Origin of the sequence: Larkinella insperata, from assembly GCF_026248825.1 — a bacterium.
GTDB classification, from domain to species: Bacteria; Bacteroidota; Bacteroidia; order Cytophagales; family Spirosomataceae; genus Larkinella; species Larkinella insperata.
Map to the genome: position 1 here is coordinate 1,274,885 of NZ_CP110973.1, position 23,120 is coordinate 1,298,004.

Annotated in this window: 19 protein-coding genes; 13 read left to right on the forward strand and 6 right to left on the reverse strand. The window is 53.4% G+C overall.

Annotation, left to right across the window (positions count from 1 at the left end; translation table 11 throughout):
- The first annotated feature begins 6 nt into the window (after positions 1-6).
- Positions 7-2,901 (forward strand): excinuclease ABC subunit UvrA, encoded by a 2,895-nt coding sequence (gene uvrA, locus OQ371_RS05150; RefSeq protein WP_265992715.1) that lies wholly within the window; start codon positions 7-9, stop codon positions 2,899-2,901.
- Positions 2,902-3,063: 162 nt separating this feature from the next.
- Here uvrA and OQ371_RS05155 read toward each other — a convergent pair whose 3' ends face one another.
- The 3 genes from OQ371_RS05155 to aat all read right to left on the reverse strand — a co-directional run bounded on the left by OQ371_RS05155 (position 3,064) and on the right by aat (position 6,087).
- The gene (locus OQ371_RS05155; RefSeq protein ID WP_265992716.1) at positions 3,064-4,314 is read right to left on the reverse strand and encodes a glutamate-5-semialdehyde dehydrogenase; all 1,251 of its coding nucleotides are present in this window, start codon (positions 4,312-4,314) and stop codon (positions 3,064-3,066) included.
- Between the two features lie 15 nt (positions 4,315-4,329).
- Entirely contained in the window at positions 4,330-5,358 is a 1,029-nt protein-coding gene (proB, locus tag OQ371_RS05160; RefSeq protein WP_265992717.1) for a glutamate 5-kinase, read from the reverse strand.
- A gap of 96 nt (positions 5,359-5,454) precedes the next feature.
- The gene (aat, locus tag OQ371_RS05165) at positions 5,455-6,087 is read right to left on the reverse strand and encodes a leucyl/phenylalanyl-tRNA--protein transferase (RefSeq protein ID WP_265992718.1); all 633 of its coding nucleotides are present in this window, start codon (positions 6,085-6,087) and stop codon (positions 5,455-5,457) included.
- A 362-nt stretch (positions 6,088-6,449) separates the two neighbouring features.
- Here aat and OQ371_RS05170 point away from each other — a divergent pair, with 362 nt between their 5' ends.
- The 5 genes from OQ371_RS05170 to OQ371_RS05190 all read left to right on the forward strand — a co-directional run bounded on the left by OQ371_RS05170 (position 6,450) and on the right by OQ371_RS05190 (position 12,651).
- A complete protein-coding gene (locus OQ371_RS05170; protein ID WP_265992719.1) occupies positions 6,450-7,154 on the forward strand; it encodes a GNAT family N-acetyltransferase in 705 nt (234 codons plus the stop codon).
- Between the two features lie 190 nt (positions 7,155-7,344).
- A complete protein-coding gene (locus OQ371_RS05175) occupies positions 7,345-8,550 on the forward strand; it encodes an argininosuccinate synthase (protein ID WP_265992720.1) in 1,206 nt (401 codons plus the stop codon).
- Positions 8,551-8,628: 78 nt separating this feature from the next.
- A complete protein-coding gene (locus OQ371_RS05180) occupies positions 8,629-9,888 on the forward strand; it encodes a glycosyltransferase family 4 protein (protein WP_265992721.1) in 1,260 nt (419 codons plus the stop codon).
- Positions 9,885-10,868 (forward strand): N-acetyl-gamma-glutamyl-phosphate reductase, encoded by a 984-nt coding sequence (argC, locus tag OQ371_RS05185; protein WP_265992722.1) that lies wholly within the window; start codon positions 9,885-9,887, stop codon positions 10,866-10,868. Before OQ371_RS05180 ends, argC begins: the two co-directional genes overlap by 4 nt.
- Before the next feature lie 76 nt (positions 10,869-10,944).
- The gene (locus tag OQ371_RS05190; RefSeq protein ID WP_265992723.1) at positions 10,945-12,651 is read left to right on the forward strand and encodes an AMP-binding protein; all 1,707 of its coding nucleotides are present in this window, start codon (positions 10,945-10,947) and stop codon (positions 12,649-12,651) included.
- Positions 12,652-12,687: 36 nt separating this feature from the next.
- On the opposite strand, the gene OQ371_RS05195 is transcribed toward OQ371_RS05190, so the two are convergent.
- Positions 12,688-13,134, reverse strand: coding sequence for a LytR/AlgR family response regulator transcription factor (locus OQ371_RS05195; RefSeq protein ID WP_265992724.1), 447 nt, complete (start codon positions 13,132-13,134; stop codon positions 12,688-12,690).
- A 218-nt stretch (positions 13,135-13,352) separates the two neighbouring features.
- On the opposite strand from OQ371_RS05195, the gene cysM reads away from it, so the two are divergent.
- The 4 genes from cysM to lolA1 all read left to right on the forward strand — a co-directional run bounded on the left by cysM (position 13,353) and on the right by lolA1 (position 18,752).
- Positions 13,353-14,228, forward strand: coding sequence for a cysteine synthase CysM (cysM, locus tag OQ371_RS05200; RefSeq protein WP_265992725.1), 876 nt, complete (start codon positions 13,353-13,355; stop codon positions 14,226-14,228).
- Positions 14,229-14,345: 117 nt separating this feature from the next.
- Positions 14,346-15,389, forward strand: a complete 1,044-nt coding sequence (locus OQ371_RS05205; protein WP_265992726.1) for a quinone-dependent dihydroorotate dehydrogenase — start codon at positions 14,346-14,348, stop codon at positions 15,387-15,389.
- A gap of 16 nt (positions 15,390-15,405) precedes the next feature.
- Positions 15,406-17,943 (forward strand): FtsK/SpoIIIE family DNA translocase, encoded by a 2,538-nt coding sequence (locus OQ371_RS05210; protein WP_265992727.1) that lies wholly within the window; start codon positions 15,406-15,408, stop codon positions 17,941-17,943.
- Between the two features lie 179 nt (positions 17,944-18,122).
- Entirely contained in the window at positions 18,123-18,752 is a 630-nt protein-coding gene (gene lolA1, locus OQ371_RS05215; RefSeq protein ID WP_265992728.1) for an outer membrane lipoprotein periplasmic chaperone LolA1, read from the forward strand.
- Positions 18,753-18,925: 173 nt separating this feature from the next.
- Here lolA1 and bshA read toward each other — a convergent pair whose 3' ends face one another.
- Positions 18,926-20,062 (reverse strand): N-acetyl-alpha-D-glucosaminyl L-malate synthase BshA, encoded by a 1,137-nt coding sequence (bshA, locus tag OQ371_RS05220; protein ID WP_265992729.1) that lies wholly within the window; start codon positions 20,060-20,062, stop codon positions 18,926-18,928.
- Positions 20,063-20,261: 199 nt separating this feature from the next.
- Between bshA and OQ371_RS05225 the strand changes: the two genes are divergently transcribed.
- Positions 20,262-21,161 (forward strand): geranylgeranylglycerol-phosphate geranylgeranyltransferase, encoded by a 900-nt coding sequence (locus tag OQ371_RS05225; RefSeq protein ID WP_265992730.1) that lies wholly within the window; start codon positions 20,262-20,264, stop codon positions 21,159-21,161.
- Between the two features lie 76 nt (positions 21,162-21,237).
- Complete coding sequence (locus OQ371_RS05230; protein ID WP_265992731.1) at positions 21,238-21,939, forward strand: TapB family protein; 702 nt, start codon at positions 21,238-21,240, stop codon at positions 21,937-21,939.
- Positions 21,940-21,988: 49 nt separating this feature from the next.
- Here the strand turns inward: OQ371_RS05230 and OQ371_RS05235 are convergent, their stop codons facing one another.
- Positions 21,989-22,552, reverse strand: a complete 564-nt coding sequence (locus tag OQ371_RS05235; RefSeq protein WP_265992732.1) for a hypothetical protein — start codon at positions 22,550-22,552, stop codon at positions 21,989-21,991.
- 183 nt (positions 22,553-22,735) lie between these two features.
- Between OQ371_RS05235 and OQ371_RS05240 the strand changes: the two genes are divergently transcribed.
- The gene (locus OQ371_RS05240) at positions 22,736-23,116 is read left to right on the forward strand and encodes a MerC domain-containing protein (RefSeq protein ID WP_265992733.1); all 381 of its coding nucleotides are present in this window, start codon (positions 22,736-22,738) and stop codon (positions 23,114-23,116) included.
- The last annotated feature ends 4 nt before the right edge of the window (positions 23,117-23,120 follow it).

Here is a 23,120-nt window from a genome sequence, read left to right on the forward strand (position 1 = left end):
CACAACGTGACAGAAAACAACACCGCCCGCAACACCGGGCTTACCGACATTGAACTGACGGGCTACGAGCAGATTGAGGTATTAGGCGCCCGTGAACACAACCTGAAAAATATTGACGTTACCATTCCCCGCAATAAACTGGTGGTGGTGACGGGAATTAGCGGCAGCGGCAAATCGTCGCTGGCATTTGATACGATTTATGCCGAAGGACAGCGCCGGTACATGGAAAGCTTTTCGGCCTACGCCCGCTCGTTCATCGGCAACATGGAACGGCCCGATGTGGATAAAATCAACGGCCTGAGTCCGGTGATCTCCATTGAGCAGAAAACTACGTCCAAGAACCCCCGCTCGACGGTCGGCACGACCACCGAGATTTACGACTTTCTGCGGCTGTTGTACGCCCGCGCCGGAGAAGCGTTCTCGTACGTGACGGGCCGAAAAATGGAGCGTCAATCCCAGGATCAGATCATTGATACGATTCTGACCCACTACGCCAACAAGAAACTGACGCTGCTGGCGCCGATCGTGAAAGGCCGGAAAGGTCACTACCGCGAGTTGTTCGTGCAGATTGCCAAGCTGGGTTATACCAAAGTGCGCGTCGACGGCGTCGTGCAGGATATTGCGCCGAAGATGCAGCTCGACCGGTATAAGGTCCACGATGTTGAAATTGTGATTGACCGAATTGTTCCCAAGCCGGAAGACCGGTATCGTTTAAGTCAATCCGTGCAGACGGCATTGAAGCAGGGGAAGGGCGCCATGCAGATTCTTGATGAGAAAAACGAGCTGACGTATTTCTCCCAAAACCTGATGGACCCCGAATCCGGCATTAGCTACGACGAACCGTCACCCAACACGTTTTCGTTTAACTCGCCCTACGGTTCCTGCCCGGTTTGTAACGGCCTGGGAGTCATTGAAGAAATTACGGAAGAATCGGTCATTCCGGATAAATCGTTGAGCATCAGCCGGGGGGCCATTGCTCCGCTGGGCGAATACCGCGAACTCTGGTTTTTCCGGGAGATTGAGGTTATCCTGAAAAAATACAAGCTCAGCCTGACGACGCCGGTTGAAAAATACCCGCCCGATCTGCTGCACGCGCTGCTCTACGGAACCGAGGACGAATCCACCATGCCGTCGAAGAAGTTTCCGGGGCAGGACTATTATAATTTCAAATTCGAGGGCGTCATTACCTTCCTCAAACGCCAGCAGGAAACGGCGGATACGGGCGGGCGCTCCGACAAAATTCAGGAGTGGCTGAAGGATTTTACGGTGGTGAAAACCTGCCCGGAGTGCAACGGCGCCCGGTTGAAAAAGGAATCGCTGTACTTCCGGATCGACAACAAAAACATCTCCGAGCTGGCCCGGATGGACATTACCGAACTGTCCGCCTGGATGACGGATCTGGAAAGCCGCCTGTCGGATCGCCAGAACGTGATTGCCAAGGAAATTCTGAAAGAAATCCGCAAACGGATCGGCTTTCTGCTCGATATTGGCCTGGATTACCTCATGCTCGACCGCCCGCTGCGGACGCTTTCCGGCGGGGAAGCACAACGGATCCGGCTGGCGACGCAGATTGGCACCCAACTCGTTGGCGTTCTGTACATCATGGACGAACCCAGCATTGGACTGCACCAACGCGATAACGTGAAGCTGATCGATTCGCTGAAAAACCTGCGCGACCTGGGCAATACGGTGCTGGTGGTTGAGCACGACAAAGACATGATGCTGGAGTCGGACTTTATTCTGGACATTGGTCCGGGAGCCGGTCGACACGGCGGGCAGGTCGTTGGCGCCGGAACACCGGAGCAGTTTTTGCAAAACGGCAGCACCACGGCGGCTTACTTGAGTGGTCGCCGGGCCATCGAGGTACCGAAAGAACGCCGGAAAGGTAACGGCGGTCAGCTAATTATTAAAGGAGCAACCGGCCACAACCTCAAGAATGTAACGTTGAAGTTACCGTTGGGGCAAATGATTTGCATTACCGGCGTGTCGGGCAGTGGCAAATCGTCGCTGATTCACGAGACGTTGTTTCCCATCCTGAACAAGCATTTTTACAAGTCGAAGCGCGAAGCACTGGCGTTCAAGGCGGTGGAAGGGCTTGAGCACCTGGACAAAGTGATTGAGGTAGACCAGTCGCCGATTGGCCGCACTCCCCGTTCGAACCCGGCAACGTATACCGGCATGTTCTCCGAGATTCGCACCCTGTTTGCGGAACTCCCGGAAGCCAAAATTCGGGGCTACAAACCGGGGCGGTTTTCGTTCAACGTCAAAGGGGGCCGCTGCGAGGAATGCGAAGGAGCCGGGATGAAGAAAATTGAAATGGAGTTTTTGCCGGACGTGCACGTCATGTGCGAAACCTGCAAGGGCAAACGCTTCAACCGCGAAACGCTGGAGGTTCGTTTCAAAGGCAAATCCATCGCCGACGTGCTAGACATGACCGTTGAACAATCGCTCGAGTTTTTCACCAGCCAGCCGAAGATTCTCCGTAAAGTCCAGACGCTGAACGACGTGGGGCTGGGCTACATTACGCTCGGTCAACACGCGACGACGCTCTCGGGCGGGGAAGCGCAGCGGGTGAAGCTGGCGGAAGAACTCTCGAAGAAAGATACCGGCAAGACCCTCTACATCCTCGATGAGCCCACCACCGGACTGCATTTTCAGGATATTTCGTACCTGCTGAATGTTCTGAATAAACTGGCCGACAAAGGCAACACGGTGTTGATCATTGAACACAACCTGGATGTCATCAAGGTTTCGGACCACGTTATTGACCTGGGACCCGAAGGCGGTAATAAAGGCGGTCAGATCATTGCAGAAGGCACGCCGGAGAAAGTTGCGAAAGCCAAAGGAAGCTACACCGGCAAGTTTCTGGCTCTGGAATTAGCCGCGGACGGAAACCGTTAAAACAGTTTGGCTCCCGGCGGTTGGCGATTCAGCATAAAATTTTGCTGAATCGCCAACCGCCGGGAGCCTTTCTTATTGGCAGATGAGAAGCTTTCGAATTGGCGAGAAACCGTCTGACTCACCTTCTGCGGAATCGATTTTTGATCGCTACCAAACTGCTGATTACCAGCGCACCTGTCCGTCGCCAACCACAACCCATTTTTCAGTCACCAGCTTTTCCAGCGCAAACGGGCCACGGGCGTGCAGTTTTTGGGTTGAAATCCCGATTTCGGCCCCCAGACCAAACACCCCGCCGTCGGTGAAACGGGTGGAAGCATTGGCGTACACGGCAGCCGCGTCCACTTCCCCCAGAAAACGGTCGACAAGCGCCGAATCCCGGGAAATAATGGATTCCGAGTGGCGGGATGAATACGTCTGAATGTGCGACAGGGCTTCATCCAGACCACCAACCACTTTAACGGCGCACTTATAGTCCAGAAACTCCCGCCCAAAATCGCTCAACTGCGCCCGCTGAAGCGCCGGATACGCAACGGCCGATAAAATCTCGAACGCTTCTTCGTCCGCAAAAACCTCCACGTTCCATTTCGTAAACCCGTCGACCAGCATCGGTAAAAACTCGGCCGCAACGGCCCGGTCGACCAGAATACCGTCCAGCGAATTGCAAACCGAGGGGCGCGATACCTTCGCGTTAATTACGATGTCGCGGGCTTTTTCCAGATCGGCCGTCTGCTCCACGTAGGTATGGCAAACGCCCGCGCCGGTTTCAATGGTCGGCACCAGGGAGTTTTGCCGTACGTACTGAATCAGGGAATCCGATCCGCGCGGAATAATGATGTCGATGTACCGCGTGGCCGTCAGCAGTTCGTTGACTACAGCCCGGTCGGGCGGCATCAGCGCAACGGTGGCTGCGGGCAGGTCAAATTCGGCCAGCACCCGATGAATTAAGCCCACCAACGCCAGGTTGGAATGATGCGCTTCCTTGCCGCCTTTCAGCACACAGGCGTTGCCCGACCGCAGGCAGAGCGAAGCCACATCAAGCGTCACATTGGGCCGCGATTCGTAGATAACGCCTACGACGCCCAGCGGAACGGCCAGCTTCCGGAGTTGAAGCCCCTGTTCAATGGTTCGTTCCAGCAACACCTCGCCATTCGGATCGGGCAGTTGGGCCACCGTACGCAGGCTTTCGGCCAAATCAGCAATCCGTTTTTCATTCAGCAACAGCCGGTCCTTTTTCGGATCGTTATCCGGCATGGCATCCAGGTCTTTCTGGTTTTCCGCCAGAATAGCCGTTGTGTTTTCCAAAACCACGTCCGCCAATCGATCGAGCAAAGCGGTTTTCTGCTCGGACGACAGGCGCCGGACCGAAGCCGATGCCGACTTCGTTTCCTGAAGAAGAGGAGTTACTGTATTCATGACAATACGGTGTTTTTACAAAAGTACAATATCATTGGCATTTGCCACCTCAACATTCTGCTGGTTCAGTTGCGTTACTAAATGGGCCGACGACAAACGGGCGCGGGCAACGGCCACCGCCGAACCGGCTTCGTCGCAAATCTCAACCACCTCACCCGCAGCAAAATCGCCCTCTACTGCCCGAACGCCAACGGCCAGCAAACTGTTCCGCCGGGTCAGGGCCCGAACGGCCCCGGCATCAATCCGCAGAATCCCCGCCGTCAGGCTGCCGCTGCCGAGCCAGCGTTGCCGCGCCGAGGGCGAGCCCACCTGGGGCGCAAAGGCCGTGCCGGTTTCACCCCGCAACGCCCGTAAAATACCGTCGGGTTGTTTAAGCCCAAAAATAGCAACGCGGATGCCCATACGGGTGGCCAGTTTGGCGAAGGTCAGTTTGGAAGCCATACCGCCCAGCCCCAGGGCCGATTTCTCATCCCGGACGATGCCAAAAACAGCCTCGTCCACCTGGTTGACCGTGGGGATGATGTGCCCCTCTTCGTCCAGCAAACCGCCCACCGACGTACAGAGCATCAGCGTCGATGCGCCGAAGCCAACGGCCATGAGCGTGGCTAGTTCGTCGTTGTCGGAAAACTTCAGCTCGCGGTCGCTGACCACGTCGTTTTCGTTAGCGATGGGGATGATGCCGTTTTTCCAAAGCTCCTGCACGGTTTCTTTCAGTTGCAGAAACTGCTGCCGATCGGCAAAGTGATGGCGTTCGCAGAGCGTTTGGGCAACCGGAATGTCGTATTGCGAAAAATAACGGTTGTACACATTCAGCAGGAGCAGGTTGCCCACGGCCGCAGCGGCTTTTCGCTGAGCGATGTCGCCCCGGTATCCCTGGATCAACCCCTTTCCGGCTCCCACGGCTCCGGACGATACCAGCAAGATGTGGTACGAGTGACGCAGTTCGGCAACCTGCCGGGCAATGTCGGCAATTACGGCTTCGTTCAGCGAACCGTCCGGCATGGTAATTGATGCCGTACCGAATTTAATGACTAAGACTGACACGTTTGAATGGAAATAAAAAACATGAACCGATGTATTCCGTCCGCGATGAAGTAAAAGGAGGTGCGAAAATACGAAAGACTACGGATTTAGAGGAATTTAGCCTAAATCCGGTTGATTTCGAAACGAAGGCTCCAGGACGGCGTCGGCAAAGTGGGCTTTCTTTTGCAGGCCTTGCTTCAGCAGCTTCATGTATTCCGTGCGCGGGATCTCGATGGCGCCAAACCGCCGGACGTTGTCGTTGATGAACTGGGTGTCCAGAAGCTCAAAATATTGTTTTCGCAAGATTTCGATCAAGTGGTGAAACGCGACTTTCGACGCATTCGGAACCCGGTAAAACATCGATTCACCAAAAAAAACGGCGCCCAGTGCAACCCCATACAAGCCACCGACCAGCTTGTTTTCGAGGTAGATTTCTACGCTGTGGGCCATGCCCATCTGGTGCAAATCGACGTAGGCTTCGATGATTTCTTCGGAGATCCAGGTCCCGTCGTGTTCGGAACGAGGCAACGCGCACGCCCGCATAACTTGCTCAAAATCAGAATCTACCCGAACTTCAAACGTTTTTTTGTTTAGTATTGGGCGCAGGGATTTGGCGGGGCGGTAGGTATCTAGAGGAATTATGGCGCGGGGGTCGGGCGAATACCAGTAAAGCGTATTGTCCGTGTCGGCCATCGGAAAGATTCCGTTTATGTAACCATAAATCAGGTCATCAGAGGACAGACGGTACATACAGGATGCGGAAAGTTCGTATAACAAATGTATGAAATTATCGATTGGTAAAAAATGATCAAATCAATGAACGTTTACTCAATATTTTCGTTATCATATTGCACAATCGAAACTATTCATTTATCATTGTCGCGCTTTTGGGTAATCACAAAAATGGCAACACCTGTCTATATACCGACTTTCTACCACACAACGCCATTTCGGTTCAGGTCCGAAAGGACCCGATCACTTTGCTTGCCTACGCGGTGAGCATCCGCCCCTGCGGTTCAGCCCATTCTAATTTCAATTTTCAACAAACTTTTTGATCTCAAATCCTGCCGGTTTACTGCCGGTCATGGGTTCATTCATTCGATCAATTCACGATGACTTCTGAAGTAAACAACGATACTTACCTTGTTCAGGTCGCGGATGAAAACCATCTTCAACTCGCCGAAACGATCTGCAAGGAAATGGAGCAAAGCGCCAAGGCTCGGGGTACGGGGATTGCCAAGCGCTCACCCCTCTACCTGATGGAAAAGATGCTGGAAGGAAAAGCCATTGTCGCCACCACGAAAGAGGGCGAGTGGGTTGGATTTTGTTACATCGAAACCTGGGAGCACGGAAAGTTTGTGGCAAATTCGGGGCTGATTGTGCACCCAGAACACCGGAAAAGCGGTATTGCAACCCGCATTAAAAACGAAGCCTTCAAGCTCTCACGCAGAAAATACCCCGACGCCAAGATCATCGGTCTGACGACGAGCCTGGCCGTCATGAAAATAAACTCTGATTTGGGCTACGAACCCGTAACCCTCAACGAACTGCCCGCTGACGATGCGTTCTGGAAAGGCTGTTCGAGCTGTGTCAATTACGACATTCTGACCCGGACCAACCGGAAGCACTGTCTGTGCACGGGAATGCTGTACGATCCGGAGCAGCACAAAAAGACAGAGGTAAAAGAAAACTGGAATTTTCTGAAAGAATCGAAACTCTATGAGCGCTGGATGCGCATCAAACAGCGTATTCTGATGCGTTTTCAGGATCGTCCCCGGACGAGGAAGCCCGAGCGTGAGCTGGAAACCGTCGGGTGACAAAGTCATTTCCTGTATTCACGTGATTTTAAGTCCCTTTCGGCGGTTGGCTGGAAGGGATTTTTTAGTTTTGTGCCTTACTTATCGAAATCATGGAGCAAAGGGGCACGGGGAATAGGGGCAAAGAAACCCAAGCTCCGCGCCGACGGCCCTCCGCAACTTTTTTCCATCCGTTCCATAGTTCACCGTGATGTCGCAACAAAAAAAAGTAGTTCTTGCGTTTAGTGGAGGTCTCGACACCTCGTTTTGTGTGAAATACCTGTCGGAAGATCTGGGGTATGAAATTCATTCCGTGCTGGTCGATACAGGCGGTTTTTCGGAGGCTGACCTGAAAGCCATCGAAGAGCGGGCGTATTCGCTGGGTGTTAAAAACCACGCCACCATCGCCAAAACCAACGATTACTACCAGCAATGTCTGAAATACCTGGTCTATGGCAACGTTCTGAAAAACAACACCTATCCGCTGAGTGTTAGCGCCGAGCGGATTTTCCAGGCCATCGCCGTGGCCGAATACGCCCGGAGCATCGGCGCCAATGCCATTGCCCACGGTAGCACTGGCGCGGGCAACGACCAGGTCCGGTTTGACATGGCTTTCCGAATCATTGCGCCCGACGCCGAGATTATCACGCCCATCCGCGACTTGCGGCTCTCGCGTGAAGCCGAAATTGATTACCTGAAATCAAAAGGCGTGGAGCAGGAGTGGCACAAAGCCGCTTATTCCATCAACAAAGGCTTGTGGGGCACCTCGGTTGGTGGCCGCGAAACGCTGACATCCGGCGGTTTCCTGCCCGAATCGGCCTGGCCGACCCAGGTGACCAAAACCGAACCGGAACAGATTACGCTGCACTTTGATAAAGGCGAGTTGCAGGGCATCGGCGACCAACCCGTCGGTGACCCGATTCAGGCAATTCAGCAACTGACCGAGCTAGCCGGACCGTTCGGCATCGGGCGCGATATTCACGTGGGCGACACCATCATCGGCATCAAAGGCCGGGTTGGCTTCGAAGCCCCTGCCCCGCTGATTATTCTGAAAGCTCACCACGCCATCGAAAAACACGTGCTGACCAAGTGGCAACAGTATTGGAAAGACCAGATGGCAAACTGGTACGGCACCATGCTCCACGAAGGCCAATTTCTGGACCCCGTCATGCGGAATATCGAAACGTTCCTGACCGACACGCAGACTCACGTTACGGGCAAAGTCCACGTTATGCTGGCTCCCTACCGCTTCCAGGTGCTGGGCATCGAATCGCCGTTTGACCTGATGTCGTCGACCTTCGGCAGCTACGGCGAAATGAACAACGCCTGGACCGGCGACGACGTGCGCGGTTTCTCGAAAGTCATGTCGAATCAGGTCATGATCTACGAGAAAGTTAAAGAAGCCAATAATCAATGATGAACGACGGGTTATGAATGATGAATTAGCGGGGAAAGATCCAATAGTTCATCATTCACAACCCATCGTTCATAATTCTTGAAGCCGTTGAACGTAATTATCGACGCCAGTCTTCCGGGTATTGGGTTTTACCACCGTCAGGCCAAAACGGGCGTGAGTCGCGTAGCCGAACAACTCATCAAAGGCTTGCTGGCATCAGACCGGGTACAGCTTTCGCTGGCGGCCCCCACCCACCGGGCCGAAACATTACGGTATGCCCGCGAAACCTTCGGAAAACAGGCTCCCCCGCTGGTCAATCCACCCGGGGAACAACGCTGGGCCAAACTGGAAAACGCGCTGCTCAATCCGTTTTCACCCCAGAGCCTTCCGTCGAAAGTCATCCGGCAACTTTTCTACCGCAGCCACAAAGCCCTGGCTACTGAGCAAGCCCGGTTTTCGGCCGATCGGCTGCCCCGGGGCGCTATTTATCATTCGCCCTTTTTTGCCATACCCGACGACATTGGCCGAATGCCGCACATCCGCAAGGTGCTGACGGTGCACGACCTGATCCCGATTCATCATCCGGAATGGTTTCCGGCGGGTGAACGTGCGGTCCGAAATGCCATCGAAAGGCTGCCCGCAGATGCTCAGGTTGTCACGGTTTCGCAGGCTACCAAAACAGACTTTTGCCAGTATACCGGCTTTGACCCCGCACGCGTAACCCCGATTCACCTGGCCGCATCGCCGGAGTTGTTTCATCCGGTAACCGATACCGCCCAAATCAAAGCTACTCAGCAGCGGTTCGGTCTGGGCCACGAACCGTACCTGCTCACGCTGGCCACGCTCGAACCCCGCAAAAACCTCGATCACCTCATTCGCTGCTTTGTTCAACTGGCCGAACGTGGTGAACTGCCGAATGAGATAAAACTGGTTTTGGTGGGTACGAAAGGCTGGAAAATGGATCAGGTCCTGGGTGAACTGGTGAAAACTGAACGCGTTCGGTCCCGGCTGGTTTTCACCGGTTTTGTACCCGACGAAGACCTGGCAGCTATCTACTCCGGGGCGCTGGCGTTTGTGTATCCGTCGCTGTTTGAAGGCTTTGGCCTGCCCCCACTGGAAGCCATGCAGTGCGGTTTGCCGGTGATTACCTCGAATGTGTCCTCCCTGCCCGAAGTGGTCGGCGACGCGGCCATTCAGGTTTCCCCTACCGATGCTGACGCGCTGGCCCAGGCCATTCTGACGGTGGTTCGGTCGTCGGATTTACGGAAAGATTTAACCGCGAGAGCCCTGCAAAGGGCACAATTGTTCTCGTGGGAACGTTTTGTCAATGAGCACATCAGGCTCTATCAAACTCTATGAATACAATCAATATTGGCATCATCGGCGGAGCGGGCTATACCGGGGGCGAACTGCTCCGGATCCTCCTCAATCACCCCAACGCCCACATTGCTTTCGTTCACAGCAAAAGCCAGGCGGGCAAGCCCGTCTACAGCACCCACACGGATTTGCTGGGGGATACGGAGTTGAAATTTTCGGGAGACGATACCCGTGAACTGGTTAACCAGGAGGGCCTTTCCGTGATTTTTCTGTGCTCCGGCCACGGTGAATCGGCCAAATTTCTGGCCGAAAACCCCATTCCGGACACTTTAAAAGTGATCGATCTCAGCACCGATTTCCGCGATGAATCAAACGGCTTTGTGTACGGTTTGCCCGAATTACAACGCGAACGCATCCAGTCGGCCACCAAAATTGCCAATCCCGGCTGTTTTGCCACCAGCATTCAACTGGCGTTGCTGCCACTGGCGCAGGCCGGACTGCTCGGCGATGCGGTTCAGGTTAGCGCCATTACCGGCTCGACGGGCGCGGGCCAGGCGTTAAGCCCCACCACGCATTTCACCTGGCGGAACAACAACGTTTCGGTTTACAAAGCCTTTACCCACCAGCACCTGACGGAAATTCGCCAGAGCATAACGAAACTTCAATCAGGCTTCGAGCAGGCCATCCATTTCGTCCCGTACCGGGGCGACTTCACCCGGGGCATTATGGCGAATGTTCATACGCCCTATGCCGGGAGCCTGGAAGAAGCCCGTCAGCTCTACGCAGCTTATTACGCCGAACATCCGTTTACGCACCTGAGCGACGCGCCGGTGGATGTCAAGCAGGTTGTCAACACGAACAAATGCTTGCTGCACTTAGAAAAGCACGACGGCCAGTTGTTGATCACCAGCATTATTGATAACCTGACGAAGGGCGCTTCGGGTCATGCCGTTCAGAACATGAATCTGCTGTTTGGTTTGCCCGAAGATACCGGGCTTCGGTTAAAAGCCGTTGCGTTCTAACGGTACGGGTAGCCCGGCGGCATAGGTATGGCCGTTTCAAGATTTGTTTTATTTTTACAAAAAACATTCCGAACCCATGAACGACTTGTCGACAGCAAAACCGTATCCCTGGCTAAAGTATTACCCCGAAGGTGTACCGGCCGACATCGATCCCGATGCCTACACTTCGTTGGTCGAGTTGATCGACGAAGGCTGCCAGCAATTTGCCGATCGGCCCGCTTACGCGAACATGGGGAAACAACTGACCTTCCGGGAAATTTATACGCTTTCCGGTCACTTTGCGTCGTACCTGCAAAACGACCTGAAGCTCCAGAAAGGCGACCGCGTGGTGATTCAGATGCCGAATCTGCTGCAATATCCCGTGGCTCTTTTCGGTATTCTGCGGGCCGGGCTGGTGGTGGTCAACACCAATCCGCTGTATACTCCGCGGGAAATGCAGCACCAGTTTAAAGATTCCGGGGCCAAAGCCATCGTCATTCTCGCCAATTTTGCCGCCAATCTGGAGAAGATCATCGACCAGACTGACATCAAACACATCATTATCACCCAGATCGGCGACCTGCTTGGCTTTCCCAAAAAGCAGGTTGTCAATGCCGTGGTGAAATACGTTAAAAAGATGGTACCGGCGTATCACCTTTCCCAGACGGTTTCGCTCAGTGAAGCCATAAGCCGGGGAAGCCGTCATGCGCTGCAAAAAGTACCGCTTACCGGTTCGGATCTGGCGTTTGTGCAATACACGGGCGGAACAACCGGTGTTTCAAAAGGGGCCGCCCTGACGCACCGGAACATTGTTGCCAACACCCTTGCCGGAAGTTACTGGATGCAGATTGATCGCATTAATGCCCCCCAGTGCATTATGATCACTCCGCTGCCGTTGTACCACATTTACGCGCTGACGGTGAACGCATTCCTGGCGCTCAAAAACGGCTGTCTGAGTGTGCTTATCACGAATCCGCGCGACATGAACGCCTTCATCGACGACCTGAAGAAGTACAAGTTCCACATGTTCGTCGCCCTCAATACGCTCTACAACGGCTTGCTGAACAATCCCCGGATCAAAGAGGTCGATTTTAGCCATCTGCAGGTCGCATCGGCGGGCGGTATGGCTCTGCAAACCTCGGTTGCCGAACGCTGGAAACAACTGACCGGCATCACCATCGCCGAGGGGTACGGTCTTTCCGAAACATCGCCCATTTTATCGTCCAACTCCGTGGATGGCCGCGCCCGGCTAGGTACCATCGGTCTGCCGCTGCCGAGCACGGAAATGAAAATCATGCAGGAAGACGGCACGGAAGCGCCCATGGGGATGCCCGGCGAAATCTGGGCCAAGGGGCCGCAGGTGTTCTCCGGTTACTACAACCGCCCCGAAGAAACCGCCCAGGTGCTGGAAGACGGCTGGTTTAAAACGGGCGACATTGGCGTGATGGATGAAGATGGTTTTTTCCGGATTGTCGACCGCAAGAAAGACATGATTCTGGTATCGGGCTTCAACGTCTACCCCAACGAAATTGAGGATGTGATTGCCAAATGTCCGGGCGTTCTGGAAGTAGCCTGCATCGGGGTTCCCGACGAGAAGTCGACCGAAACCGTCAAGGTTTTTGTGGTCAAAAAAGACCCGAACCTGACCGCCGAGGATATCCTAAAATACAGCAAGGAGCAGTTGACCAACTACAAACGGCCACGCCATATCGAGTTCCGGGAAGAACTACCCAAAAGCAATGTGGGTAAAATTCTGCGACGACCGCTGCGCGATGAGGAACTGGCAAAACTTAAGAAGAAGTAGAGAAAGCGGTTGTAAAACCGCTTTTCTTTTATCCGTTCAGGCCATGGCGTAATAAGCCGTCAGGGGCAGAAACTCCTGCTGAAACGCCACCACGAGCTGCATAAACTGGGTGGTTTTCCGGCGCGACACTTCGATTTCGTGCCCGCTTGTCAGACAAAGCTGCATGCTCTTGCCTGGGCGAATTTCCTGAAGGTAAAGCAGGTTAATGATGCTTTTTTTGTGTGGCCGCACAAAAATTTCGGAGGAAAGACGGCCCTCCAGCTTCTTGAGCGTCAACGATACAATAAGTTCGGAGCCGTCGCTGAAATGGACGACAGTATAATTCCCTTTTCCTTCCAGCCACGTAATTCGGTAAGCAGGCACGCGTTTACGTTGCCCCCAGAAAGGCAGCACAATGTCGGGCAGGTTCAGGTGGCGGGTAACGGCTTGTAACTGATATTCGGAATAACTAGTCCGGGGAGTAGCATGGATCTGTAACTTCATATACGTAGCCGAGGATTGGTAAATCTTACAAAAGTGATTCATAATTATCCACAAAAGCAAGGCCTTTTCAAAGAACCGCAAAAAAAATTGACTTTTTTTGCTTTTTATCTTTACCACTCCTGGTTTGCGCTTATTTCAGGCTTGTTCAAACGGTTTGCAACTTTGAAAAGCGTCCGCGTGTTTGTTCGAAAATGACCCTATTCTTCAGATAAACTTTCATGGCAACCTTATTAGACTTTGTTGGAAATACCCCATTGGTTGAGTTAAAGCGTGTTAACCCTAATCCGGCGGTTACATTGTACGGAAAAATGGAGGGACATAACCCCGGTGGCAGCGTAAAAGACCGCCCTGCCTACAGCATGATTAAAGGGGCCATCGACCGGGGCGATTTGAAGCCGGGAACGAAACTCATTGAAGCCACCAGCGGAAATACCGGCATTGCGCTCGCCATGATTGCCCGGCTTTATAACGTTGAAATTGAATTAGTTTTACCTATGAATTCCACGCGGGAACGCATCCTGACCATGCAGGCTTTTGGTGCAAAAGTTACGCTGATGGAAACCATGGAAGGCGCCCGCGACCATGCCGAAGAACAAGCTCAAAAAGGCGGCTATTACCTGCTCAATCAATTTGCCAACCCTGATAACTACCTGGCCCACTACCGCACAACCGGCCCCGAAATCTGGCAGGATACTCAGGGTAAAATTACTCATTTTGTTTCCTCTATGGGCACCACCGGAACCATCATGGGAACGTCCCGCTTTTTGAAGGAACAGAATCCGGCAATTCAGATCCTTGGCTGCCAGCCCACGGATGGTTCGCAGATACCGGGCATCCGGAAATGGCCCGAAGAATACCTGCCCAAAATCTTTGATCCCAAGCGCGTCGACCGGGTTATTGACGTATCGCAGGAAGAAGCTACCCTGATGACCCGCCGACTCGCCCGCGAGGAAGGCATTTTTGCCGGTATGAGCAGCGGAGGAGCCGTTCATGCGGCCCTCAAACTGGTCGAAGAATTGAACGAGGGCGTGGTCGTCTGCATCATCTGCGACCGGGGCGACCGGTATTTGTCGTCTGATCTGTTCGGCGAATAATCGGACGATAGCCGGAAGCAGCAGGGTTGTCGGGAGCTTGGAGAAATAGTTGGCCCGGCGAGCATTTATCCAGCGGGCGGCTTGCACGGCAACCCTGCCGTTCTGTACATTTGTGTTATGTACAAGCGCGTCATCCTGCCTCTTCTTTTTCGCTTTGATGCTGAACAGATTCACCATTTCGCTACCTCTTTCCTGAAAATTTCGCTGGCTATTCCGGGTTTTCGCTGGTTGGCCCGGCGGTTTTTCACCGTCGATGATCCACGGCTGAAGCGGGAAGTTTTCGGCATTTCATTTCCCAATCCCGTTGGTCTGGCTGCGGGCTTCGATAAAAACGCGGAGTGGGTCGATGAACTGGCCTGCCTGGGTTTTGGCTTCCTGGAGATCGGTACCGTTACCCCCCGCCCCCAACCCGGCAACGAACGTCCCCGGCTGTTCCGTCTGAAAGCCGACAAAGGGCTTATCAACCGCATGGGCTTCAACAACGAAGGCGCAAAAGCGGCCGCCGTTCGGCTCCGGAAACGAACTTCCGGCCCCCGGCTGATCATTGGCGGCAACATCGGAAAAAATAAAAATACGCCGAACGAACAGGCGCTGGACGATTACCTGGCCTGTTTTCACGACCTCTACGATACCGTCGATTACTTCGTTGTCAACGTCAGCTCCCCCAACACACCGGGGCTGCGGGCCTTGCAGGAAAAAGAGCCTTTGATGGCGCTGCTGCAGCGGTTGCAGGACGAAAACCGTCGTAAACCCGTTGCCAAACCGATTCTGCTGAAAATTGCCCCCGACCTGACCGACAGCCAGTTGGACGACATCATCGAGATTGTCCGCACCACCCGGATTGCCGGTATCATTGCGACCAACACCACCATCAGCCGCGACGGATTGCAGACCGACGCCCAGACCGTCGAAAAAATGGGCGCGGGGGGCGTCAGCGGAGCGCCCCTGAAACACCGTTCGACGGAAGTCATTCGTTATCTTTGTCAACAGTCGGGTCACGCATTCCCAGTGATCGGTGTGGGAGGCATCGCCACCGCCGAAGATGCGCTCGAAAAACTGCGGGCCGGGGCCAGTTTGGTGCAGGTCTACACAGGGTTTATTTACGAAGGCCCTGCGTTAGCTAAGCGGATTTGCAAAGTATTGGCAGAAGAGGTAGATTAATGCAGTTTATACGACGATGACACAACCCATCAACCGACAAAATACCCCTCGGACCGAGCGGACGAAAGCACGCCCGGCGTCGGTTCCGATGAAATGGCCTACTTTTCAGGCCGACCAGCGGTCAAGGCTGGCTTTCGGCGGGTTGCTGATGCTGCTGGCCGTTGGGCTGACCGTGGCCTTTTGCTCCTACCTGCTGACCGGGCAGGAAGACCAGAGCGTCCTGAGCACCGTCACCGATTCGTCTCTGCGCGAGTCGGGTGGCGAGATGCGTAATTTTCTGGGCGTCCTGGGAGCCTTCATTGCCCACGTATTCATTTTCCGGTGGTTTGGCGTCGCGGCCCTGGGGCTGCCCCTCATCCTGTTTCTGGCGGGTGGCAAACTGGCCTTTCACCGCGAATGGCTTCCCATCAGCCGGACGACCAAAGCGACCTTATTCTACATGGCCTGGTTTAGTTCGCTGGCGGGGTATATTGTCCTGGCCACCGATTCCATTGGCGACGGTAGCGTCTGGTGTGGTGGTATCGGCTACGAAATAAACGTCTGGCTGTTCAGCCTCATTGGCTGGGGCGGTATTGCCATCATCGGGTTTGCGCTGTTTCTGTTCCTGGTTTTTTTCTACGGGATAACCAAATTCCCTTCGGTTTCCCTGCCGAAACAACCAGTTTCAAAGCCCCGGCCTGCGTATGACAATGCGGAGGCCGAGGAGGAAGCGGAAGAAGTTGACGAAGATGATGTGGAAGACTTTATCGACGTTAAAGCCAAAATGAACGCTGTTCCCCGGCCCCAGCAACCGCCCGTCGTTGCGACGCCTGAACCCGTCGTTGAACCCGAGCCGGAGCCGCAATCTGAACCGGAACCCGAACCGAAGTTTGAAAAAGTAAATGGTAGCAGCAGCCCAAGTCCGGCCGCTAAAAAACCGCTGACCTTTACGATTTCCGACACCACGCCGATTGAACCGTCGGCGGAAGCGTCACAACCCGTTGCAGAGCCCTACGCCGGCCCGACCGATGAGGTGGACGAGGATGCGTTAAAACTGCACGGTTTGTACGACCCAACGCTCGATCTGCCCCGGTATTTGTTCCCGACCATCGACCTGCTGACCGAATACCCCGAGAACCAGAAAGCGCAGGTTTCGGCGGAGGAACTGGAAGCCAACAAAGACCGGATTGTTGATACGCTTCAGAATTACGGCATTACCATCGACAGCATCAAGGCAACGATTGGCCCCACCGTCACGCTTTACGAAATTATTCCGGCGGCCGGGGTCCGGATTTCCAAGATCAAGAGCCTGGAAGACGACATTGCGCTGAGTTTGGCGGCCCTCGGTATCCGGATCATCGCTCCGATGCCGGGAAAAGGCACCATTGGTATTGAGGTGCCAAACAAAAACCGGGAGATGGTTGCGATGCGGTCGGTGATCAGCACGGAGAAGTTTTCCAAGAGCAATTTTGAGCTACCGATCGTGATGGGCAAAACCATCTCCAACGAGATTTTCGTGGCCGACCTCGCCAAAATGCCCCACCTGCTCATGGCCGGGGCAACGGGACAAGGAAAGTCCGTGGGCCTGAACGTGCTGCTGACCTCGCTGATTTACAAAAAGCACCCCTCGCAGCTCAAGCTTGTACTGGTTGATCCTAAAAAAGTGGAATTGACGCTGTTCAACAAGCTGGAACGGCATTTTCTGGCGCAGCTTCCCGATAGTGACGAGCCGATTATCACCGATACCAAGAAGGTAGTCAACACGCTCAACTCCTTGTGTATCGAGATGGACAACCGGTATAACCTGCTCAAAGACGCGCAGTGCCGGAACCTGAAGGAATACAACGCCAAGTTTATCCAGCGCCGGCTGAACCCCGAACGCGGACACAAGTTTTTACCTTACATCGTGCTGGTGATCGACGAGCTGGCCGACCTGATGATGACGGCGGGCAAGGAAGTTGAGCAGCCGATTGCCCGACTGGCGCAGTTGGCGCGGGCCATTGGTATTCACCTCGTGGTGGCCACACAGCGGCCATCCGTCAACGTCATTACGGGTTTGATCAAGGCCAACTTCCCGGCGCGTCTGTCGTTCAAGGTTACGTCCAAGATTGACTCCCGGACCATTCTGGATGCGGGCGGGGCTGAGCAGTTGGTCGGGATGGGCGATATGCTGTTTTCGTCCAACTCGGATATTGTCCGGCTGCAATGCCCGTTTGTCGATACCAACGAAATTGAAGAAATCTGCGAGTTTGTCGGCAATCAGCGCGGCTACGATTCGTCCTACAACCTGCCGGAATTTGCCGGAGACGACTCGGGCAACAGCGAGGAGCGCGAAATTGATCTGGAAAACCGTGATCCGATGTTCGACGAAGCCGCCCGGTTGGTGGTCAATCACCAGCAGGGCAGCACTTCGCTCATCCAGCGCCGTCTGAAGCTGGGTTACAACCGGGCCGGTCGGCTCATCGACCAGTTGGAAGCAGCCGGTATTGTTGGGGCCTTTGAAGGCAGTAAAGCCCGCGAGGTGCTCATTCAGGATGTGAACACGCTGGAAGAAATGCTGAAGAATATGAACTAACGGAAAACAACGGACGAGGGTACTTCGTCCGTTGTTTTTTCTGCCCTTCCCGCATCCCTTTTTCCTCCCCTCCTCCGATTAAACTTTTTCCCGTAAATCTTGTCTACCTACAAAACGGTCAGCAACTTTGCGGGCAATTTTGAGCGAAACAACCCAGCATTTCATAAAAGACAAATCACATGAGAAAAGTAGCCTTATTATGGGCATTCATTTTAGGAATTGCACTCCCTTCGGTGGCGCAGAAAGATAAAAAAGCGTCGGAGATTCTGGATGCGATGAGCAAGAAATACCAGTCGCTGAACTCCTACAAAGCCGCGTTCAGCTACGCTGGCGAGGGCGGTAAGTACAAAGGCGATCTGACGGTGAAAAAGAATGCTTTCCGGCTCAAACTGGCGGGACAGGAAGTGTTCACCGATGGCAAAACGATGTCGACCTACATCAAGGAAACCAACGAAGTAAACGTGCAGGACTACGACGGCGGCTCGTCCGGCGAATTCAACCCGACAAAGATTTATTCCATCTACAAACAGGGCTATAATTACAAATACATCGGCGAACAGAAACAAGGTGGCCAGCCGGTTGACGTGGTGGAGTTGACGCCGGAGAAGAAAAATACGCAGATTACGAAAGTGCAGATCGCCGTCAATAAGAAAGATAAATCCGTCAAGGGCTGGAAACTGACCGACAAAAGTGGTAAAATAACCAGCTATACAATCGACTCATTTACGCCCAACGTGACCGTAGCCGATAACTATTTTGTTTTCGATAAATCGAAATACCCGGGCGTTGAAGTGGTGGATTTGCGGTAAGCCAATACCGGCTGTACGGCGTTTCCGTTTTAAGGAATGTAACATAAAAAAGGCGGCCGTTGTGGCCGCCTTTTTGGATTTTATACTTTTTGCTAGCTCTGCTTTCAGGCTCGTATTCCACAACAGCGCACCCGGCCTTGGCCGCACTTGGGTCAAAATTCGGAAATAACGCTTTAAACCAGCGCCTGGCTTTCCTGAACCACCTTCTCGTAGTAAGATTCATAAAGCGGCAAAATACGCGAAATCTCAAACTCTTTCGCCCGCTCCAGTGCGTTGTGTTTAAAGGTCGGCAGGTTCTCGTCGTTCAGAATGAACAAGGCGTTCTTCACCATGTCGTCAATGTCGCCCACATTACTGAGAAAACCCGTTACCCCCTGTACGTTCAGTTCGGGTAACCCCCCGGCATTGGAGGTGATCAGCGGGACTTCGCAGGCCAGAGCTTCCAGAGCCGCCAGCCCGAAACTTTCGTTTTCGGAGGGCATCAGAAACAGATCGGCTACCGACAGCACTTCCTCCACGGCGTCGAGTTTTCCCAAAAACCGTACATCGTTGTAAATCCCCATGTCCCGGCATAATTTTTCGATGCGGGGGCGTTCCGGTCCATCGCCCGACAGCAACAATTTACTGGGTATCTGCTGATTGATTTTATTAAAAACTTCGACCACATCATCGATACGCTTCACGCGCCGGAAGTTAGACGTATGCACAATCAGCTTTTCGCCGTTCGGGCAAATGGCCATTTTGAAGTGTTCTTTTTTCTGGCGTTTAAACCGGTCGAGATCAATAAAATTCGGAATCACCTCGATCTCCCGCCGGATGGCAAACTGATCGAGCGTTTCCTGCCGCAGGTGTTCCGAAACCGCCGTTACGCCGTCCGACTCGTTGATGCTAAACGTCACGACGGGTTCGTAGGAGGCATCCTTACCCACCAGCGTAATATCGGTTCCGTGCAAGGTCGTAACAAAAGGAACGTTGCGCCCCTGCGCCCGCAGAATCATCTTGGCCATATAAGCCGCCGAAGCGTGCGGGATAGCGTAATGTACGTGCAGCAAATCCAGTTTTTCGTACCGCACCACGTTCACCATCGCGCTGGAAAGCGCCGACTCGTAAGGTGGAAACTGAAACAGTGGATAGGTCGGTATATTTACTTCATGGTAAAAGACGTTCTCGCTGAAAAAATCCAGACGGGGTGGTTGCTGATAGGTGATGAAATGAATTTTATGGCCGGCTTTCGCCAGCGCCTTGCCCAATTCGGTCGCTACCACACCACTTCCCCCGAACGTCGGGTAACATACGATGCCAATTTTCATAAATCAGATAAACGAAGGAGTGATGGAGCGACGGAGTGAAAGCGCGAAGTCAATCACTCCTTTAGTCCTTCAATTACTTCACATAACACGAATTGCCGTCAATTGTGTTCACGGATTCGACCGGACGGAGAAAGATTTTAACGGTGCCAAGGATTCGGCCGGGAAACCGTATCTTTGGTATTGAATGTTTCGTTTGGTCATGAACCCAAAAGTTCGGAGCAAAGCAGCCCGTACGGGTACTCCGCCATTTTACGTATTTGTGTTGGGATTCCTGCGGTTGATCCGGGTGCAGAACCTGCTGATTATCGTGGCTACGCAGTATTTTGCCCGCCTGACGCTCATCGGCCCGCGGGGCGACTGGCCCAGCCTGCTGCTGGATACCAAGCTTTTCTTGCTCTCGCTCTCAACGGTTTGCATTGCCGCGGCCGGTTACATCATCAACGATTACTTCGACATCAAAATCGATATTGTCAATAAACCGGACCGGGTTATCATCGGGCGGTATCTGAAGCGCCAGATCGCCATGGGCGCCCACCAGGCCCTCAATTTTCTGGGGGTGGTGATTGGCTTTTACCTCAGCAAGTGGATTTTCGTGGTCAATGTTTTATCGGTAACATTGCTCTGGTTCTACTCGTCCACGTTCAAACGGCAACCGTTCATCGGCAACTTCATCGTGGCGTTTCTGACGGCCCTGGCGCTCATCGTGCTGGCGGTTTACTATCGCCAGCAAGTGGACCTGCTCCTGATCTATGCCCTGTTTTCGTTTGTGATCACGCTGGTTCGGGAAATCATCAAGGATATGGAGGATGTGAAAGGCGACGCCCGGTTTGGCTGCCGAACACTGCCCATCATCTGGGGACTGCGCCCGACCAAGCAAGTGCTGTACGCCATCATTGCCACCTTTATCGTTTCGCTCTTTACCATCGCGTATTTCCTGCAAAACCAGCAGTTATTCTGGATGTTCGTGATCCTGCTCATCCCGATTGCGTGGCTGGTTTACCGGCTGGTCAGAGCCGATACCAAGCGGGACTTTTCCTACCTGAGTTCACTTTGTAAGCTGATTATGCTCATCGGTGTAGCCAGCATGGCCTGGGTGTAATAACCGTTCAATCAATCGTTTGCCCGGCTCTGCTAACTTTTCCGTACTTTTTAAGTCGACAACCATCCCTCGACTCATGAAAGCACTGCTTTTCTTTTTTGCCCTTGGCCTGACAACGCTGAGCGCAACGGCTCAGGATTGTATGGGCATGAAGTTTAAACCCGGCACCAGCTACGAGATGCTGACGTTTAACTCCAAGGATAAGCCCATCGGTAAGATGGTCTACACCATTAAGGATGTGAAAAAATCGGGCGGTTCGACCCTGATCAGCGTCAGTATGCAGACGTTTGACGAGAAGGGAAAAGCCGCGCCCGAAATTGGAGTCAATTACACCTGCACGGGAAAGGAACTCATCGCAGACCTGTCGGGAATGTTTATGGGGACTTACGAAACCATGAAGGACATGGAAGTGCGGACTAAGCACAATCAACTGGCATACCCTGGCCAATACAGCACAGGCAGCAAACTGCCCGATGGCGAAATGCAGGCCGAGGTCTATAATAAAGGGACCAAAATGATGGATATGGACATGAAGGTGGTCAATCGAACGGTGGAAAGTAAAGAAAACCTGACCACCCCCGCCGGTACGTTCAGCGTCTATAAGATTAATTCCAACATGGAGATGAACAACCGGGCAATGGGCATTCCCGTTCGTTCGACACTTCGTTCCGTCAGCTACCGGGCCAGTGATGTGCTGTTCGACATCAGAACTGAGAACTACAACAAAAACGGAAAACTGCAGAGCTATACGGTTTTAAACAAATTGAGTGGCCAATGATCAACACCGGCCACTCATCACACTCTCTTACTAAGTTTGCTCCGGTTGCCTACTGCACCGCCAGGTCAAACTCCAGATCAACATCGCTGCTACCCGGCCCGGCCGTACCGTCTTTCGTCCCGGCCTGGTGCCGTAGCTGAACGCGCAGTTTACCCGATGCGGCCGCGTTTGTTTTGAGGGTTCCCTTCAAACCGATGGGCAGGTTCTTGGCATCTTTGTCGCCGTAGGTATAGGTTGCCAGCGTAGCCGGGTTGGCGGTAAATACAAACAAGTGCTCGTCACTTTCTTCCGCCACTTCGTCAGAAATGTTTTCCGCGGGGGTTTTGCTTTCATCCAGCAGTTCTACGGTCAAGTCGTAGGTTGCGTTTGGCTTCAGCGTAATTTTATCAAATTTGGTCGGGGCCTGCCCGCCATCACCGTCTTTGTCCTGCCAGGAGAAGGTCTGGGTTGTGCTGGTGCCCTGCTCCGTAAATTTCAGATTGACGGTGGTGATCAGTTCATTTTCGTCGGTCGGCTGCGGCTCGTCGGCCTTGTCATTACACCCGGCCAGCAGCGTCATCGACGCTCCCAGTGCTATCATCCACACCCATTGACGGCTTTGCTTTCTGGTCATGCTCGTTCTTTTTAACGGTTTTAATCGACGGTTTTCCACCGAATTCTTTGCGTTCAGCGGAGGCAAATGTAGTGATACGCAACAAGGTTGCAAAAATAAATGCAACTTTATTGCAAAAATTTTGTCCTATATAAGACCTTGCATTTATTTTTGCAGAGCAAACACGCCAAGATGAAGGAGACTATGAGATTAGAAGAGCTAAACCGTAAGGCCGATTACATTGGAATTAGCGGGTCAATTTTGTGCATCGTTCACTGCCTGATTACTCCGATTCTGCTGGTTTCATCGTCGTTTCTGGCCAATGATGCGGTGCGGGTGGGCTTCCTGAGCCTTGATTATGTGTTTATTGGCGTTAACGTGCTGGCCGTCTACTTTGCCACGCGGCATTTCACCACGCCCGCCGTCAAAATCGGTTTGTGGTTTTTCTTGAGCGTCTTTGCCGTCGCCATCCTGCTCGAAGAGGTAAGCGAAACCTTTGAATACGTCGGTTATGCGGCCTCGCTGAGCCTGGTCCTGACCCACCTGACGAACATCCGGCTGCACCGGCTGCGTCACACCCACTAAAACC